The following is a 16,923-nucleotide window of genomic DNA, read 5'->3' on the forward strand; positions in this document are numbered from 1 at the left end:
CACCACGGCCTCCGAAACCCCGAGATCCGGGAAAGAAGAGGAGGAGATGGCTAGGCCTCCACCTCGGAACGGTCACCGGACCACAGGGTGTGGAACGAGCCCTCCTTGTCCACGCGGCGGTAGGTGTGCGCGCCGAAGTAATCGCGCTGGCCCTGGATCAGGGCGGCGGGCAGACGCTCGGCGCGCAGGGCGTCGTAGTACGCCAACGACGACGAGAACACCGGGGTCGGCAGACCCATGCGGGTGGCGGTGACCACCACGTCGCGCCACGCGTCCAGGCACTCGGAAACCTGGTCGCGGAAGTACGGGTCCAGCAGCAGGGCCGGCAGCTCCGGGTTGCGGTCGTAGGCCTCCTTGATGCGGTTGAGGAAGCGGGCGCGGATGATGCAGCCGCCGCGCCAGATGGTGGCCAGCGCACCGCGGTCGATGTCCCAGCCGTACTCCGCGGCGCCGGCGTTGATCTCGTCGAAGCCCTGCGAGTAGGCCACGATCTTCGAGGCGTAGAGGGCCCGGCGGACCTTCTCGATGAACTCGTCGCGATTCTCGGGGCCACCGGTGACCGTGCCGGAGGGCAGGTCGCGGGCGGCGGCGCGCTGGTCCAGCGACGACGACAGGGCGCGGGCGAAGACCGCCTCGCCGATGCCGGTGGTCGGGATGCCCAGATCCAGGGCGGCCTTGACGGTCCAGCGGCCGGTGCCCTTCTGGCCGGCGGCGTCGACGATGACGTCGACCAGCGGCTTGCCGGTCTCCGCGTCGACCTGCGAAAGCACCTCGGCGGTGATCTCCACCAGGTAGGAGTCCAGGTCGCCGGCGTTCCAATCTCGGAAGACGTCGGCGATCTCGGCCGGGGACATGCCCGCGGCGTCGCGCAGCAGCTGGTATGCCTCTCCGATGACCTGCATGTCGGCGTACTCGATGCCGTTGTGGACCATCTTGACGAAGTGGCCGGCGCCGTCGGTGGAAATGTGGGTGCAGCACGGCACGCCGTCGACGTGCGCGGACACGGACTCCAGCAGCGGGCCGAGGGACTCGTAGGACTCGGCGGGGCCGCCCGGCATGATCGACGGGCCGTTGAGGGCGCCCTCCTCGCCGCCGGAGATCCCGGCGCCGACGTAGTGCAGACCGCGGGCGCGGATGGCCTTCTCGCGGCGGATGGTGTCGGTGTACAGCGAGTTTCCGCCGTCGATGATGATGTCGCCTTCCTCCATCGCATCGGCGAGCTGCTCGATGACGGCGTCGGTGGCGGGGCCGGCCTGCACCATGATCAGGGCGCGGCGGGGGCGCTCCAACGAGGCGACGAAGTCCTCGATGGTCTCCGACGGCACGAACGACCCTTCGTCGCCGTGCTCGGCGATGAGGGCGCGGGTCTTCTCGGGGCTGCGGTTGTACACCGCGACGGTGTGGCCGTTGCGGGCGAAGTTGCGGGCGATGTTGGAGCCCATGACGGCCAGGCCGACGACGCCGATTTGTGCTTGCTGCTTCTCGTTGTCCATGCCCGTCAGTGTAAGCGCACGAGCGGATCGGCACGCCGGTCCGGGCGGCGATTGTTCGGGTTGCGGGAAAAACGCCACGGTCGCCGTCGCCGTCGGTATCCTCCGGGAAAGTACGTTTGCTTGACGACGCCCACCACAAGGAAAGAGGTACCGACGATGGTCATGCCCCCGGAGAAGTTCCGCGTGTACGGAAAGCTGATGAAGATCGCCGGCGAGCGGGTGCTCACCGACGAGGAAATCGCCGAGCTCAACACCGTGATCGAGGGCGACGTCGAGGCGGCCGGCCTCGATGCGCATCTGGGCACCACCTACGTCGCCGTCGGCCCGCGCATGATGAGCATGCGCCTGGAATTCGGCCCCGAGCACCTGCAACCGTGGGGCGTCGGCCATGGCGGCGTGTACGCGGCCGTCGGCGAGTCCTGCGGTTCCGTCGCCGGTTTCATCGCCGCCGGCGCCGACCGCCCCGTCGTCGGCGTGAACAATTCGACGGATTTCTACCGCTCGGCGAAGACCGGTGACGTGATGATCTCCACCGCGACGCCCGTGCACCTGGGCCGGACCTCGCAGGTGTGGGAAATCCGGCACGTCCGCGAGGCCGACGGCAAGCTGCTGTCGCGCACCAACCTGCGGCTCGCGGTGCTCCCGGCGGGCCAGAACCCGGGCGAGTAGCCGGGGCGAACCACCCGGTCGAGCAACCCCCGCGAGCAACCCGGGCGAGTAGCCCGGGTAGCGGGCGGCCCGCCTCGAGCGGTTACGACAGCAGCTGATCGCGGGCCAGGTCACGGTAGAGCGCCGACGACTCCATCAGCTCCGCGTGGGTGCCCGTGGCGCGGACCCGACCGGCGTCCACGACGACGATCTGGTCGGCGTCGGCGACCGTGGCCAAACGGTGGGCGACGATGATCACCGTCCGACGGCGTGAGGCGGTGCCGATGGCCTCCTGCAGCGCCCGTTCGTTGCGGGAATCGAGGGAGGCCGTCGGTTCGTCGAGAAGCAGGATCGGCCGATCCGCCAGCAACGCCCGCGCGATGGCCAGACGCTGACGCTCTCCGCCGGACAGCCCGATGCCGCGATCGCCGACCGTGGCGTCCAGGCCGTCGTCGTGGGCGTCGATGCGGTCGAGGAGATTGACCGCGGCCAGCGCGTCGCGGCACCTATCGTCGACGACGTCGCCGAGGCCGAGCGTCAGATTCGAGCGGATGGTGCCGGCCAGAATCGGGACGGACTGCTCGACGTAGGCGATGTGGCTGCGGAGTTCGGCGCGGTCGAGGTCACGCACGTCCGCGCCGCCGACCCGGACCACGCCGTGGCGGGGATCGTGCAGACGCTCGATGAGCGCGAGAATCGTCGACTTTCCGGCGCCCGACGGGCCGACGAGCGCCGTCGTGCGGCCCGCGTCTGCGGCGAAGGAGACGCCGTCGAGCACGCGGTCGCGGGGGCCGCGCGGGGTTCCGGATTCGTCGGGGGTTCCGGGTTTCCCTGGGCCCGGTGTGCGGCCGGCAGGATCCAGCTCGTCGTCGTGGGAAAATACGACGTCGTCGAATTCGACGGCGGGCACGGCACCGGACAGGTCGGGTGCCGCGCCGGGGACGGGGGAATCGGCGGCGTCCTCGGTGGGTTCGGCCATGACCTGGTCGATGCGGGCCAGCGCACCCAGGGCGGCGGCGACCGACGTGATGGCGCCGAAAAGCTGGCCGATCGGCATCATCAGCATGAACAGGAACATCAGGAAGGCCATGAGGTCTGCCACCGACAGTTCCCCCGCGGCCACCCGCGCGCCGCCCAGGCCCAGGACCATGAGGAACGCGACCTGGATGGCCAGGCCGCTCATCGGCCACAGGAACGCCTCCAACCGCACCGACCGCAGCGACGCGCGCCAGGCGCGATCGGCGTCGGCCTTCAGCGACGCCGCCTCGGACTCCGTGGCGCCGGCCGTGCGGACGGCGACGATCGCCGACAACGCGCGTTCGACCCCCGACGACATTGCGCCGGTCGACTCGCTGACCCGGCGCGACAGCTCCTGGATCTTTCCGGAGGCCGCGGCGACGGTGATCGCCGCTCCCGTGAGGACCGCCAGCGCGACGGCGAAGAGGACCGGGTCGTACCAGATCATGGCCGCGGCCGAACCGACGATGATGAGGACGCCGCCGAGGGCGTCGACGATGCCGCCGGTAAGCGCCGTCCGCACCGAGTCCGTGTCCGCCGCGACGCGCGAGACCAGATCACCCGTGCGATGGCGACCGTACGCCGAGGCGGGCAGTCGCAGCAGACGGTCGAGCAGCGAGTGGCGCAGGGAACGGACCATGGTCTCCGCGGTGCGCCCGAGCAGATATTGCTGCGCCGCTCCGACCACCGACGTCAACAGCACCACGGCGACGAGGCCGAAGATGAACGGCGCCAGCGCGGAACCGGCGCCCACCGAGTCGATGATGCGGTTGACCAACAGCGGCTGCACCAGCGAAGCCAGGGCCCCGATCACCGACAGCGCCACCACCGCGACCAACGCGGCCCGGGATTGCCGCACGTGTTCCCGCAGAATGCCGACGCCCCGCCTCAGGGTGAGGCGGGGCGTGGGGGAGGAGTTCGTCATGGACTCCGATCCTACAGTCCGGTCGTCATCGGAAATCCGTGGACGCTGCGCCGGAATCCGGGGCGTGCGGGGCTACTTGTCGCCGCCCTCGATCTCGCCGGCGTCCTTCTTGTCGCGGATGCCGGTGTCGTCGCCGGTCAGCTCGACGAGGCGGTCGATGGCGGTGCGCGCGTACATCTGCTGGCGGGTCGACACCAGCTGGTAGCGGTCGCGGGTGAGCACGTTGAGGCCCCAGCTGATGACGGAGACCAGGCGGTTGCGGAAACCGACCAGGAACATCAGGTGCACGGCCAGCCACAGGAACCAGCCCAGGAAGCCGGTGACCTCGACCTTGCCCATCTTCACCACGGCGGCGAAGCGGGACACGGTGGCCATGGAGCCCTTGTCGAAGTAATCGAACGGCTCGCGGGTCGGGTTCTCGGCGACCTCGCCGTCCTCGGTCTCGGCCTTGATGAGCTCGGCGGCGTACTCGCCGCCCTGAATGGCCACCTGGGCCACGCCCGGCAGACCGTCGAGGGCCATCATGTCGCCGACGACGAACACGTTCTTGTGCTCGCCGACGGTCAGGTCCGGGTTGACCGGAACACGGCCGGCGCGGTCGCATTCGACGCCGCACTGGTCGGCGATGATCTTGCCCAGCGGGGACGCCGAGACGCCGGCGGACCAGATCTTGCAGTAGGACGGGATGGTCTCGACGGTGCCGTCCTTGGCGTTCTTGTAGGTGACTCCATGCTCGTTGACGTCGGTGACCATCGCGTTGAGCTTGACGTTGACGCCGAGCTTCTCCAGCTGCTTCTGGGCGTTGCGGCCCAGTCGCTTGCCGAACGGCGGCAGCACCTGCGGGGCGCCGTCGAGCAGGATGACGCGTGCGGCGTGCGGGTTGTAGCTGCGGTACGACGACGTCAGGGTGCGGTTGGCCAGCTCGGCGAGCTGTCCGGCCAGCTCCACGCCGGTCGGGCCGGCGCCGACGACGACGAAGGTCAGCAGGCGCTCGCGCTCGGCCGGATCGGTGGCGACCTCGGCGTGCTCGAACGACGCGATGATGCGGGAACGGATCTCCAGGGCGTCGTCGATGGTCTTCATGCCCGGGGCGTACTTGGCGAAGTGGTCGTTGCCGAAGTAGCCCTGGCCCGCGCCGGCGGCGACGAGGAGGTAGTCGTACTCCCAGTCCTGCACGCGGTCGCCCAGCTTGGAGGTGACGGTCTGCGCCTCGACGTCGATGTCGGTGACGTCGCCCTTGACCACGCGGACGTTCTGCACGCCGTCGAAGATCTGGCGGGTCGGCGGGGCGATCTCGCCGGAGGAGAGGATGCCCGTGGCCACCTGGTACAGCAGCGGCTGGAAGAGGTGGTGGTTCGTACGGTCGATGAGCGTGACGTCGACGTTCTCATCCTTGAGCTTCTTGGCGGCGAAGAGGCCACCGAAGCCCGCCCCGACGATGACGACGTGCGGTCGTCCGGTACGCGGACGGTAGGGCGTCTCGGTCATGAGAAAATCTCCTCGAAAATTCGTACATGGGTGTTGGTACGCGGTCATGATAGTGCTTGCGGTGCGCCGCCGCCTATTTGGCCGCGTCGGCCGGTAGCCTGGCCCGCATGGCCGAAAACGAGGGGAGGAGCGCCGCAATGAGCGTGGACCGTTTCTCCGTCGACGCCGAGCGGTGGCCGGGGGTTGCGCGAGTGCCCGATGGTCCGCTGCTGGGCAAGCGCGCCGACCTGGCGCGCATGTCGTTTCGCCGTGCCTGCGCCCGGTACGGCGTGGAGATCGACGGGCCCGGTTCGGCGACGATCGGCATCCGGGACTCGGATGCCATGTTCCGCCGCATCGCCGAGGCGGACTGGGTCGGCTTGGGCGAGTCTTTTCTGGCGGGCGAGTGGGAATCGGACACGTTGCCACGGACGTTGGCGGCGCTTTTCGACGCCGGCCTTGACGTCGGTGCGGAGGGCCGGGTCGGCAGGGGCCTGCGCAAGCTGTCGGGTCGCCGCCCCACGCCGCGCGCGACGGGGCCGGGCGGCGAATTGCCCGCGTCGCTCATCGAATTGTTCGCCGGCCCGGCGTTGACCGGCGGCTCGGCGCTGTTCGCCTCGGGTGCCCGGACCACGTCGCTGGAGGAGATTCCCAATCAGGCGCAGGGGGCCGGCCGCGGTGGAGCGCCGGCGCACTGGAAGGTCGACGTCACCCGCATCGACGCTCCCGAGGGCGTCATCCGCGCGGATCTGCCGGAGGCGCAGGCCCGGCGCGTCGACCGAATGCTCGACCTGGCCCGCGTCCGCGCCGGAGATCGCGTGTTGGAGTGGCCGTCGTCGGGCGGTGAGCTGGCGCTTCGGGCGGCCGACCGAGGCGCCTCGGCCGATGTTCTGGCCATCTCCGACGATCACGCCAACGTCGTCGGCACGCGCGCCGCGGAGGCGGGCCTGGCCGGTCCCGTCCGCGTGTTGCGGGCGGACGAGGTGATTCCTTCGCCGCGCGACTTCGACGGCGACTACGAGGCCATCTTCAACGTCGAGCGGTTGGAGACCTTCGGCCTCGACGGCATCCGCCGCTGGCTGCGCGGCGCCGAACGGGTTCTCGCCGACCGGGGGACCATCGTGGTGCAGATGGCGGTGGCCGGCGACCGCTTCGACGACTCCGCCGGAGCGGCGCTGGATCTGGTGCGCTCCTACGTGTGGCCCGCGCTGTACTACCCGACGTTGGACGAGTTTCGGCGCATCGTCGACCGCGACACCGGGCTGCGCATCCTCTCCGAGTCGCACCTGCCCGCCCATTACGACCGCACGCTCGAACTGTGGCGCGAGCTTTTCGCCGCCCACTCCCGCGAGGCCGCCGGGCTCGGCTACGACCGCGTCTACCGGCGCCTGTGGGACTTCCACCTGGCCCTGCAGCAGGCGCTCGTCGCCTCCGGCCGCACGGACATGGTGCAGCTCGAACTCATGGCCAAGCCCCGCAAACGCCGCTGATCCCCACGGGGCAGCCACCCGTCCGCACCATTCGCAACCGTTGATCGCGTCGACCCGGGTTCTCGGGTGCTCGGGTGCTTGAGCCGCTCGCCCCTGCGCGGATGTCCCGGCCGCTCGGGCCGCTCGCGACCGCGCGGGTGCCCACGCCGAACTAGTTTCGTCGTAAAGCAAACTTGGTCGCGCCAATCGGGATAATCTCGCCGCATGGAAACCACCGCGGAGCAGACCACCACGACGCAGACCAGCTCGTCGAAGAAGCAACAGCCCCTCATCGTCGTCGGCGCGGGCCTGGCCGGCCTCGTCGCAGCCTACGAGGCGCAGCGCACCGGCCGGAAGGTCATCATCGTCGACCAGGAAAACGAGGCCAACCTCGGCGGCCAGGCGTTCTGGTCCCTCGGCGGCATCTTCCTCATCGACTCGCCCGAACAGCGCCGCCTGAAGGTCAAGGACTCGCGCGAACTGGCCCGATCCGACTGGTTCGGCTCCGCCGCCTTCGACCGCGACGACGACCACTGGCCCGGCAAGTGGGCCGAGGCCTACCTCGACTTCGCCGCCGGCGAAAAGCGCGAATACCTGCGCAGCCTCGGCGTGAAATTCCTGCCCATCGTCGGCTGGGCCGAACGCGGCGACGGGTCCGCCGACGGCCACGGCAACTCCGTGCCCCGCTTCCACCTGACGTGGGGCACCGGCCCGGAGATCGTCCGCGTCTTCGCCGAACCGCTCAAGGCCGCCGCCGACGAGGGCCGCGTCGAATTCCACCACCGCCACCGCGTCGACGAAATCATCATGGAGGACGGCCGGGCCGTGGGCGTGCGCGGCCGCATCCTCGTGCCGTGCGACGACCTGCCCCGCGGCGTCGCCTCCCCGCGCGAGGAGGTCGGCGAGACCTTCGAGATCCGCGGCGGCGCCGTGCTCATCTCCACCGGCGGCGTCGGCGGCAACCTCGACGCGGTGCGCCGCTGCTGGCCGGAGGAGCGCCTCGGCGCCATGCCGGACGACATGGTGGTCGGCGTGCCCGCCCACGTCGACGGCCGCGGCATCGACATCGCCGGCGAGGCGGGCGCGCACCTGATCAACCGCGACCGCATGTGGCACTACACCGAGGGCATGGCCAACTGGGATCCGATCTGGCCCGGCCACGGCATCCGCATCATCCCCGGTCCGTCGTCGCTGTGGTTCGACGCGGAGGGCAACCGCCTGCCGGCGCCGCTGATTCCGGGTGCGGACACCGTCGCCACCATGAAGCACATCCTGGCCACCGGCCACGGGTACTCGTGGTTCGTGCTCAACGGAGCGATCGTGGCCAAGGAGTTCCTGTTCTCGGGTTCGGAGCAGAACCCCGACCTGACGGACAAGGAGGTGAAGAAGCTGGTGGGCAAGGTCACCTCGGGTATTCCGGAGCCGGTGCGCAAGTTCATGGACAACGGCGAGGACTGGGTCATCGCCGAGACGCTCGAGGAGCTGGTGGCGGGAATGAACCGCGTCGCGGGCGTCCCGGAGGAGGTGCTCGAGGGCAAGACCGATTCGGGTCAAGGTTCTTCGCTTGACGACGGCCAGTCGTCCGACGAAGCCGCCGAAGCTTCCTCCGACGCCGATGAAACTCCGGACGCCGATGCCACCTCGGACGACGCAACCGGGGAGGACGCCGAGGCGTCGTCAAGCCCCGTGCCGGTCCTCGACGTCGACCACATCCGCCGCCAGATCGAGGCGCGCGACCGGCAGACCGCCAACGCGTTTTCGAAGGACTACCAGGTCAACTACGTCCATGTCGCGCGGAAGTTCCTCGGCGACAAGATCGTGCGTTCCGTGCCGCAGAAGCCGATCCTCGACCCGAACGAGGGGCCGCTCATCGCCGTGCGGCTGCGCATGCTCACGCGCAAGACCCTCGGCGGCATCGAAACCGACCTCGACGGCCGCGCCCTGCGGGAGGACGGCACGCCCATCGAGGGCCTCTTCGCCGCGGGCGAGGCATCCGGATTCGGTGGTGGCGGCATGCACGGCAACAACGCGCTGGAGGGCACGTTCCTCGGCGGCTGCATCTTCAGCGGCATGCGCGCCGGCCGTGGCATGGCCCGGGCCACCGGTTGGACCGACTAGGTGGCCTGTCCCGGTGGGTGCGGGGGCGCTTACCCGCGTCCTTTAACGCTCTTGCGGCGGGCTAGTCCAGGCCGAGGGAGAACGCCGCCTCGAGGTCGTGGCGGGAGTAGGCGCGGAACGCCAGCTGGGTTTCGGTGCGGATGACGCCGTCGACCTTCGAAATGCCGCCGGGGATGATCTCGGCGAGCTTTTCGTGGTCGGAGGTGCGCACCATCGCTATGAGGTCCCAGTCGCCGGTGATGGAGTACACCTCGGTGACGCCGTCGATGTTGACGATGGCCTCCGCCGCCTCGGGGATCAGGTCGGCCTCGACGTCGATGTGGACAATGGCGGTGGTCAGCGACATGTGATCTCCTCGTGTGCTTCGGATGGCGGTCGGTGCGCCGGCGCGCCCCGTACCCGGTCGATGATACGCGGGTGGTTATGCTGACCGGCGTGAAGAAGGTCGAGGGGGACGCCGGGGCCCCGCGCTGTGTTCCGGGCTTTGCGACGGGCCTGAGCGACGGCATTCCCATCGCGTTGGGATATTTCACCGTGTCCATCGCGTTCGGTTTGGCGGCCGCGGCGGTTGGTTTTCCCACGGTGGGGTTGGCGTTGATGTCGGCGACGAATCTGTCATCGTCGGGCCAGTTCGCCGGCGTGGCGGTGGTGGCCGGCGGCACGATCATCGAGTTGGCGTTGACGACCCTGCTGGTCAATCTGCGGTACGTGCTGATGAGCATGTCGTTGTCGCAGCGGTTGGAGCCGGGGACGTCGACGGTGGGGCGGTTGGTCGTCGCCTATGGGGTCACCGACGAGATTTTCGCCGTCGAGCTGGGCCATCGCGTGGTGCGGGCGCGGTATGCGGCGGGTTTGATGGCGTTGCCGATTCTCGGGTGGACGTCGGGCACGGTCGTCGGCGCGTTGGCGGGGGAGGTGTTGCCCGAGTCGCTGGCGGGGCCGATGGGGGTGTTGTTGTATGCGATGTTCACGGCGACGGTGGTGCCGGCGGTGAAGCGGTCGCGTCCGGTGGCGATCGTCGCGGTCATCGCGGCGGCTGCCAGCGCGGTGCTGTTTTACGCGCCGATGACGTCGGAGCTGCAGGCGGGCTGGCGCATCATCATCGCGACGGTGGTTGCGTCGGCGTGCGGGGCGTGGCTGTTTCCTCGCGGCACGGGGCTTGACGACGGCCCGTCGTCGACTTCCCGCCGCGGGGGAGCGGGCGCCGGCATGACCGGTTCGGCGGGCGCGACCGAGGGGAGGATACGGCCGTGATCGATCCGTGGTTGGCGGTGGCGGTGATGTTCGTCGTCACCTACGCGTTGCGCGCGCTGCCGTTGTTGCTGGTGCGCGGGGAGCTGCGCAATCGGCGGTTGCGCACGTTCCTGGAGTTCACGCCGTATGCGGTGCTCACGGCGATGACGTTGCCGGCGGTCGTCCACGCCACGGCGAATTGGTATTCGGGGGCGGCGGGCATGGCGGCGGCGGTGCTGCTCGCGTGGCGGGGCATGTCGTTGATGCCGGTGGCGATGGGGGCGGTGGCGACGGTGTGGGTCGTGGAGATGGCGGCCGGGCTGTTGTGAGTCTGCATTTTCCGTCGTTCGCGGGTAGAAACGGTGACATGGCTAACACCGCGTTCAAGGGAACCCCCGTCCACCTGTCCGGCGATCTGCCCGCCGTCGGCGAGAAGGCCCCGGCCTTCACCGTCGTGGGCACCGACCTCGCGGACGTCAATTCCGCTGATCTGGTCGGCAAGCGCGTCGTGCTCAACATCTTCCCGTCGGTCGACACCGGCGTGTGCGCCGCCTCGGTGCGTCGTTTCAACGAGCTCGCCGCCGATCTGGGCGACACCACCGTCGTCAACGTTTCTCGTGACCTTCCGTTCGCGCTCGACCGTTTCTGCGGTGCGGAGGGCATCGAGAACGTCTCGGCCGCCTCCGACTTCCGTCATGGTTTCGGCGAGTCCTACGGCGTCGTGCAGCAGGATGGTCCGCTGTCGGGTCTGCTCGCCCGCGCGGTCGTCGTCCTCGACGCCGACGGCACGGTCCTGTACACCCAGCTCGTCGACGAGATCACCGAGGAGCCGGATTACGACGCCGCCCTGGCCGCCCTGAAGTAGGGTTCTTCCGCTTTACGACGACCCGTCCACCTCGCGTTCACCGTGGTGGGCGGGTTTTCGCGTGTCCGGCGAACCGCGCTCCACATGGGCGTCGTCAAGCACCGAAGCTGAATATTCGCACCGAAACCGGAACTGGTTCGCTGACACGAACCTTCACTTGGATAAGGTCGACCTTGAGAGACATTCACATACGACGCGCCGCCCGCACCCCGGGGGCGCATGACGAAAGGAGGTGCGGATGTCCGCGAACGTGGTTGGACTCGCTCTGCTGCTGCTGGCGCTGATGCTGTTCATCGGCAAGGTCATGCGCATCCGGATGAAGGTGACGCAGCAACTGTTCCTGCCCGCCTCGATCATGGGCGGTTTCCTCGCCCTGCTGCTCGGTCCCGAGGTCTTCGGCCTGCTCGGAGGGTCCATCGATGGTGGCGTCGGCGAATTCATTCAGGAAGGCGGCGTGTTCGGTTCCGACGTTCTCGCCGTCTGGAAGACCCTGCCCGGCCTGATGATTTCCGTCGTCTTCGCGACGCTGTTCCTGGGGCAGAAGCTGCCCGGGCCGAAGTCGGTGTACAACCTGGCCGGGCCGCAGCTGGCGGTCGGCGTGGCGTTCGCCTCCGGCCAGTACGTCGTCGGCCTGCTGCTCGCCGTCGCCGTGCTGGTGCCGTTGTTCGGCATGACTCCGATGGCCGGCGCACTCATCGAGATCGGCTTCGAGGGCGGCCACGGCACCGCGGCCGGCATGGTCTCCGTCTTCGAGGAGCTGGGCTGGTCGGAGGGCGGTGACCTCGCGCTCGCCATCGCCACCGTCGGCTTGGTCGGCGGCATCGTCATCGGCGTCGGCGTGATCAACTGGGCCATCCGCACCGGCCGCACGGAGGTCGTCACCGAGGTCAAGGACCGCTCCATCGCCGAGCAGCGCGGCCTGTTCCGCAGGGACGAGCAGTACACCGCGGGCACGATGACGTCGCGCCCGTCGTCGATCGAGCCGCTGTCGCTGCACGTCGCGTTCGTGGCGGTGGCGATCCTCATCGGCGTGGTCCTGCTGGAGGGCATCCAGTGGATCGAGCAGGTGCTGTGGGCGGACACCGTCGAGCTGCTGAAGTTCGTTCCGCTGTTCCCGCTGGCCATGATCGGCGGCATCATCCTGCAGCTGGGCCTGAACAAGATCGGCTACGGCCACCTCATCGACGCCGGCATCATGCTGCGCATCCAGGGTCTGGCGCTGGATCTGCTGATCGTGGCGGCGCTGGCGACGATTTCGCTGGAGGCCATCGCGGACAACATGTGGACGTTCGTCCTGCTGTGCGTGGCGGGCATCGTGCTCAACGTGTTCCTGCTGTTGTGGATGGTGCCGAAGACCATTCCGTCGTACTGGCTGGAGCGCGGCATCGGCGACTTCGGCCAGTCGATGGGTGTTACGGCCACGGGTCTGATCCTCATGCGCATCGTCGACCCGGAGGGCAAGTCGCCGGCGTTCGAGGCGTTCGGTTACAAGCAGCTGGTGTTCGAGCCGTTCTTCGGCGGTGGCCTGATCACCGCGTTGTCGGTGCCGATCATCTTCCAGTTCGGCCCGTATCCGCTGCTGATCGCCATGGCGGTGCTGTTCGTGGCGTCCCTGGCGTGGGGTCTGCTGTTCTGGGGCAAGAAGGACAGTGATCCGCACGTGGACAAGCTGGTCAAGGAGAAGGAGCAGGCGTCCGACGGGTCGCCGGATCCGGTGTAACCGTTTCGGTTGCTTGACGACGAACCGGCCCGCACATCATGTGATGTGCGGGCCGGTTTTCGCGTGGTGGACGCCGTTGCGGGCGCCTACTTGGCGGTGGCCTCGCGGACCTCGCCGACGAGCTCCTCGATGACGTCCTCGAAGGCGATGATGCCGGCGTAGCGGTGCGCATCGCCGACCACAGGGGAGTCTGCATCGGCTCGGGCGTCGTCGACGTCGTCGGCGCCACCGGATCGGCGGGCCGTCGGAGGGGCCTTGCCGGGTTCGACGGGACCGAGGACCTCGGCCTGCTCGACGAGGGCGAAGTGCGCTTGATCGCGCTGCATGGTGCGCATGACCTTCTGCAGCTTCTCGTCGGATCGAATGCGGGAGGGCACGCGGATGAGCATGTCCGGCAGCGGCAGGTCGCGGACCTCGGCCGGCAGGCGAATGGCGTCCTTGACGTGGACGTAGCCCACGCATTCGCCGTCATCCATCACCGGATACCGGGAAAAACCGGTCTCGGCGCACAGGGCCTCCAGCTCCGCGGGCGTTACCTCGCGGGTCACGGTGACCAGCGAATCCGGCGGGAGCAACACGTCGGCGGCGGTCAGCTTCTCGAAGGTCAGCGCCCCCTGCAGCAGGGAGATCTCGTCGTCGTCAAGCAAACCCTGCCGCCCCGACTCCGCGACGAAGTCCTGGACCTGCGCCGACGTGAAGGTCGAATCGACCTCGTCCTTCGGCGTCGCCTTGAACAGGGTGCGGACCGAAAAATTCGCCGTGTGGTTCATCAAGGCGATGAACGGGCGCATGACCACGACGAAAACGTGCAACGGCACCGCAATGACCGCCGCGGTGGTCGGGGGCTTGGCGATGGCGATGTTCTTCGGCACCATCTCGCCGAGCACCATGTGCAGGAACGTCACGATGAGCAACGCGATGACCAGAGCGATCGGATGTACCAGACTCTCGGGCACGCCCAGGCTGCGGAACGGCGCCTCGATCAGCGACGCGATGGCCGGTTCGCCGACCGAACCGATGATCAGCGAACACGCCGTGATGCCCAGCTGCGTCGCCGCGAGCTGCACCGAGACATTCTCGATGCCGCGCAGCGCATACTTCGCCCCGGGGCGGCCGGCCAGCGCCATCGGCTCGACCTGGTCGCGGCGCGCCGACACCATGGCGAACTCCGCCGCGACGAAGAAGGCGTTTAGGGCGAGCATGGCCACGAGGACGATGATTGCCATTGTGGTGGACATTTACGCGTTCTCCTTCCTCGTCACGGTGACGCGGACGCGGCCCACGCGGCGGCGGGCCATTTTCTGCACGCGCAGCTCGACTTCCGCCGTCGTGGGCAGGTCGTCTTCGTCCCGATTGACGTGGTCGAGGGCGTCGACCCGGACGACGTCGCCGACATGCGCCATGCGGTCGAGCTTTTCGGTGATCAGGCCGCCGATGGTGTCGGATTCCTCGCCTTCCGGGAGGTCGAGGTCGATGAGGTCGCCGAGCTCGTCGGGGCGCATGAGACCGGAGATGAGCATCGTGGAGTCGTCGATCCGGTGGTGGAGGCGGACCCCTCCGTCCTGCTCGTCGTCGATCTCCCCGACGATTTCCTCGACGAGGTCCTCCAACGTGACGATGCCGGCGGTGCCGCCGTACTCGTCGACGACGACGGCCAGCTGCGTCGGGGTTTCCCGCAGTTCACGCATGAGCGGGTCGAGGGTCATCGACTCGGAGACGACGTGCACCGGTTCCGCCACGGACGCTGCCGGGGTGGTGGCGCGCTCGTCGTAGGGGACGCCGAGCAGACGGTTGTAGTGGATGACGCCGGTGACGTCGTCGACGTTGTCCGAGAAGATGGGGAAGCGGGCGTGGCCGGTTTCCGCGACGGCGTCGAGCGCCTGCGCCACCGTCTCGTCTTCGATGAAGCGGACGCGGGGGCGCGGGGTCATGACGTCGGCCGCGGTGCGGTCACCGAACTCGATGGAGCGTGCGACGAGCTCCGCGGTGGAGGCGACCAGCGTGCCCTCGTCTCCGGAGCGCGAAACCACGGCAAGCAGTTCCTCGGCGGTGCGGGCGGAGGCGACTTCCTCTTCGGGGGTGAAACCGAGCCAGCGCAGGATGCGGTTGGCGGAACCGTTGAGGATCTTCACCAGCCAGCCGAACAGGAACATGAACACGTTCTGCGGGCGCACGACCAGGTCGGCGACGCGCATCGGCTGGGCGATGGCCCAGTTCTTGGGAACGAGTTCGCCGAACACCATCTGCGTGAAGGTGACCAGGATGAACGCGCCCGTCGTGGATATGGCGGTGACCATGCCATCACCGAGACCGGTCAACCCGAACCCCTCGCGGAGGAGCACGCCGACGGACGGGCCGGTGAGGAATCCGGCGACGAGACTGGAGACGGTGATGCCCAGCTGCGCGCCGGACAGGTTCGTCGAAGTCTTCGTCAGCGCCTTGTCGACGAGCGCCGCGGTCTTGTCGCCGCCGTCGATGCGTCGCTGCAGGTCATTGCGGTTGACGGTGAGGTAGGAGAACTCGACGGCGACGAACAACGCGTTGGCGAGGATCAGCGCGATGAGTGCGATCAGGAGGATTACCGCGGACCAGAGCATCGGCGCTCACCCCCTGCCGCGCCGATCGGGGAGTCCGTCGCGTGGACGGAGCCGGGACTTCGGGATGGCTCGGCCGCGCAGGAGTCGTCCGTGGACTCCGCGGGCGTATGCTTCTTTACGGAACGCACTGAAGGCATGAGTCGATTTTATAGGTTTGCGTACGGTGCGCACACCGGTGAAGGAGACTTTTCCGGTGATGCCGAGCTGAGATATCCCCGGGGGACACGCCGAATCCCCCGGGTCGGTCAAGCACGGGGATGGGGGGGCGGTCAGGCACGGGAATGGAGCAAAACCCCCAGGTCAATCGGGGACGTCAATCGAGGAGGGGGACGCGAATGGTGCCCGTCAGGTAGTGGGCGGCGTGGCCGGAGATGCGGATGCGGTCGCCGTCCGATTCGAGCTGGAGGACGCCGCCGCGGGCGGAGGCCTGGTGGGCGGTGAGCCGGTCACGGCCGAGTGCGTCGAACCAGTACGGGCCGAGGACGCAGTGGGCGGAACCCGTCACGGGGTCCTCGTCGACGCCGATGGAGGGCGCGAAGTAGCGGCTGACGACGTCGTGACCGGCGTCGGGACCGTCCGTGATGGCCGTGGCGTCGGCGGTGACGATGATGCCGTGGTCGGCGATGCGGGCCACCGCCGCGAAGTCGGGGGAGAGCGGTCGAATGCGATCGGGGGAGTCGACGACGACCAGCAGCTTGGTTCGCCCCGATCCGGTGTCGACGATCGATGTCGCGTCGATGCCCAGGGCGTCGGCGATGGCATCGCGCGAGGGGGCGTCGTCGAGGGGAGTCGGCACGTCGGCGGGGAAGTCGAGCGTGAACAGGTCGTCGCCGCCGTTGGTGCCTCGGGTGCGGGTGACGGTGAGCCATCCCGACAGGGTCCAGAACTCGAGACGGTCCGGGGACGGGGCGGGGTCGTCGTCACGCGCATCATCGCCGTCGCAGGCACCGGCATTCCAGCAGCCGACGTCGGCGGCGGCGAAGAGGTGGGCGGCCGAGGCCAGGGTCGCGTGACCGCACAGATCGACCTCGACGGACGGCGTGAACCACCGCAGATGATGGGCGGGCGCAGCCGACGGGGCCGACGGCGCGTCGTCGGGAATGCGACCGACGAGAAACGCGGTCTCCGAAAGATTGTTCTCCGCCGCAATGGCCTGCAACGTCGCATCCGACGGCCACTCCGACAGGTGCACGACCGCCGCCGGGTTGCCGCCGAAGACGCGGTCCGTGAAAGCGTCGACCTGTGCGATCTCCAGGTCCAGATGGCGCGGTGCGTGGTCCTTCGATTCGGTCATGGCACGAGGCTAGCAACGGACTCGGATGCGACGGGCGTGGGTGGCGATCCCGCGAGTGCAAGGTGTGGCTGCGCCGG

The 16,923-nt window shown here is 68.7% G+C and carries 14 protein-coding genes; 7 read left to right on the forward strand and 7 right to left on the reverse strand.

What is annotated here, in order from left to right; genetic code table 11:
* Positions 1-50: 50 nt before the first annotated feature.
* Entirely contained in the window at positions 51-1,493 is a 1,443-nt protein-coding gene (gndA, locus tag HMPREF3121_RS08310) for an NADP-dependent phosphogluconate dehydrogenase (RefSeq protein ID WP_070522125.1), read from the reverse strand.
* 156 nt (positions 1,494-1,649) lie between these two features.
* Between gndA and HMPREF3121_RS08315 the strand changes: the two genes are divergently transcribed.
* Positions 1,650-2,162, forward strand: coding sequence for a PaaI family thioesterase (locus tag HMPREF3121_RS08315; protein ID WP_070522128.1), 513 nt, complete (start codon positions 1,650-1,652; stop codon positions 2,160-2,162).
* Positions 2,163-2,244: 82 nt separating this feature from the next.
* Here the strand turns inward: HMPREF3121_RS08315 and HMPREF3121_RS08320 are convergent, their stop codons facing one another.
* Both HMPREF3121_RS08320 and HMPREF3121_RS08325 read right to left on the reverse strand, forming a co-directional pair.
* Positions 2,245-4,083: an ABC transporter ATP-binding protein gene (locus HMPREF3121_RS08320; RefSeq protein WP_070522131.1), complete on the reverse strand. Its 1,839-nt coding sequence runs from the start codon at positions 4,081-4,083 to the stop codon at positions 2,245-2,247.
* 72 nt (positions 4,084-4,155) lie between these two features.
* Positions 4,156-5,571, reverse strand: a complete 1,416-nt coding sequence (locus HMPREF3121_RS08325) for an NAD(P)/FAD-dependent oxidoreductase (RefSeq protein WP_070522135.1) — start codon at positions 5,569-5,571, stop codon at positions 4,156-4,158.
* 107 nt (positions 5,572-5,678) lie between these two features.
* Here HMPREF3121_RS08325 and HMPREF3121_RS08330 point away from each other — a divergent pair, with 107 nt between their 5' ends.
* Together HMPREF3121_RS08330 and HMPREF3121_RS08335 are read left to right on the forward strand one after the other, a co-directional pair.
* Positions 5,679-7,040 carry a class I SAM-dependent methyltransferase gene (locus tag HMPREF3121_RS08330; RefSeq protein ID WP_244979519.1) on the forward strand — a complete coding sequence of 454 codons (1,362 nt, stop codon included), beginning with the start codon at positions 5,679-5,681 and terminating at the stop codon, positions 7,038-7,040.
* A 204-nt stretch (positions 7,041-7,244) separates the two neighbouring features.
* The gene (locus tag HMPREF3121_RS08335) at positions 7,245-9,137 is read left to right on the forward strand and encodes an FAD-binding dehydrogenase (RefSeq protein WP_083291511.1); all 1,893 of its coding nucleotides are present in this window, start codon (positions 7,245-7,247) and stop codon (positions 9,135-9,137) included.
* Between the two features lie 61 nt (positions 9,138-9,198).
* On the opposite strand, the gene HMPREF3121_RS08340 is transcribed toward HMPREF3121_RS08335, so the two are convergent.
* Positions 9,199-9,483 (reverse strand): Lrp/AsnC family transcriptional regulator, encoded by a 285-nt coding sequence (locus tag HMPREF3121_RS08340; RefSeq protein WP_035123702.1) that lies wholly within the window; start codon positions 9,481-9,483, stop codon positions 9,199-9,201.
* A gap of 89 nt (positions 9,484-9,572) precedes the next feature.
* Between HMPREF3121_RS08340 and HMPREF3121_RS08345 the strand changes: the two genes are divergently transcribed.
* The 4 genes from HMPREF3121_RS08345 to HMPREF3121_RS08360 all read left to right on the forward strand — a co-directional run bounded on the left by HMPREF3121_RS08345 (position 9,573) and on the right by HMPREF3121_RS08360 (position 12,955).
* A complete protein-coding gene (locus HMPREF3121_RS08345) occupies positions 9,573-10,391 on the forward strand; it encodes an AzlC family ABC transporter permease (protein WP_209652806.1) in 819 nt (272 codons plus the stop codon).
* Positions 10,388-10,699: an AzlD domain-containing protein gene (locus HMPREF3121_RS08350; RefSeq protein ID WP_210387259.1), complete on the forward strand. Its 312-nt coding sequence runs from the start codon at positions 10,388-10,390 to the stop codon at positions 10,697-10,699. The genes HMPREF3121_RS08345 and HMPREF3121_RS08350 overlap by 4 nt, the downstream gene beginning before the upstream one ends.
* Before the next feature lie 38 nt (positions 10,700-10,737).
* Positions 10,738-11,235, forward strand: coding sequence for a thiol peroxidase (gene tpx, locus HMPREF3121_RS08355; RefSeq protein WP_070522144.1), 498 nt, complete (start codon positions 10,738-10,740; stop codon positions 11,233-11,235).
* 238 nt (positions 11,236-11,473) lie between these two features.
* On the forward strand, positions 11,474-12,955 hold the full coding sequence (locus HMPREF3121_RS08360) for a sodium/glutamate symporter (protein ID WP_070522147.1): 1,482 nt from the start codon (positions 11,474-11,476) through the stop codon (positions 12,953-12,955).
* Positions 12,956-13,041: 86 nt separating this feature from the next.
* On the opposite strand, the gene HMPREF3121_RS08365 is transcribed toward HMPREF3121_RS08360, so the two are convergent.
* From HMPREF3121_RS08365 to HMPREF3121_RS08375, 3 genes are all read right to left on the reverse strand, one after another.
* Positions 13,042-14,193, reverse strand: a complete 1,152-nt coding sequence (locus HMPREF3121_RS08365) for a hemolysin family protein (protein ID WP_083291513.1) — start codon at positions 14,191-14,193, stop codon at positions 13,042-13,044.
* Complete coding sequence (locus HMPREF3121_RS08370) at positions 14,194-15,552, reverse strand: hemolysin family protein (RefSeq protein ID WP_070522153.1); 1,359 nt, start codon at positions 15,550-15,552, stop codon at positions 14,194-14,196. It abuts the gene before it with no gap.
* A 313-nt stretch (positions 15,553-15,865) separates the two neighbouring features.
* Positions 15,866-16,846 (reverse strand): PhzF family phenazine biosynthesis protein, encoded by a 981-nt coding sequence (locus HMPREF3121_RS08375; protein WP_246816112.1) that lies wholly within the window; start codon positions 16,844-16,846, stop codon positions 15,866-15,868.
* Between the last annotated feature and the right edge of the window lie 77 nt (positions 16,847-16,923).

Origin of the sequence: Corynebacterium sp. HMSC11E11 (assembly GCF_001807025.1) — a bacterium.
Classification (GTDB): Bacteria; Actinomycetota; Actinomycetes; order Mycobacteriales; family Mycobacteriaceae; genus Corynebacterium; species Corynebacterium freneyi.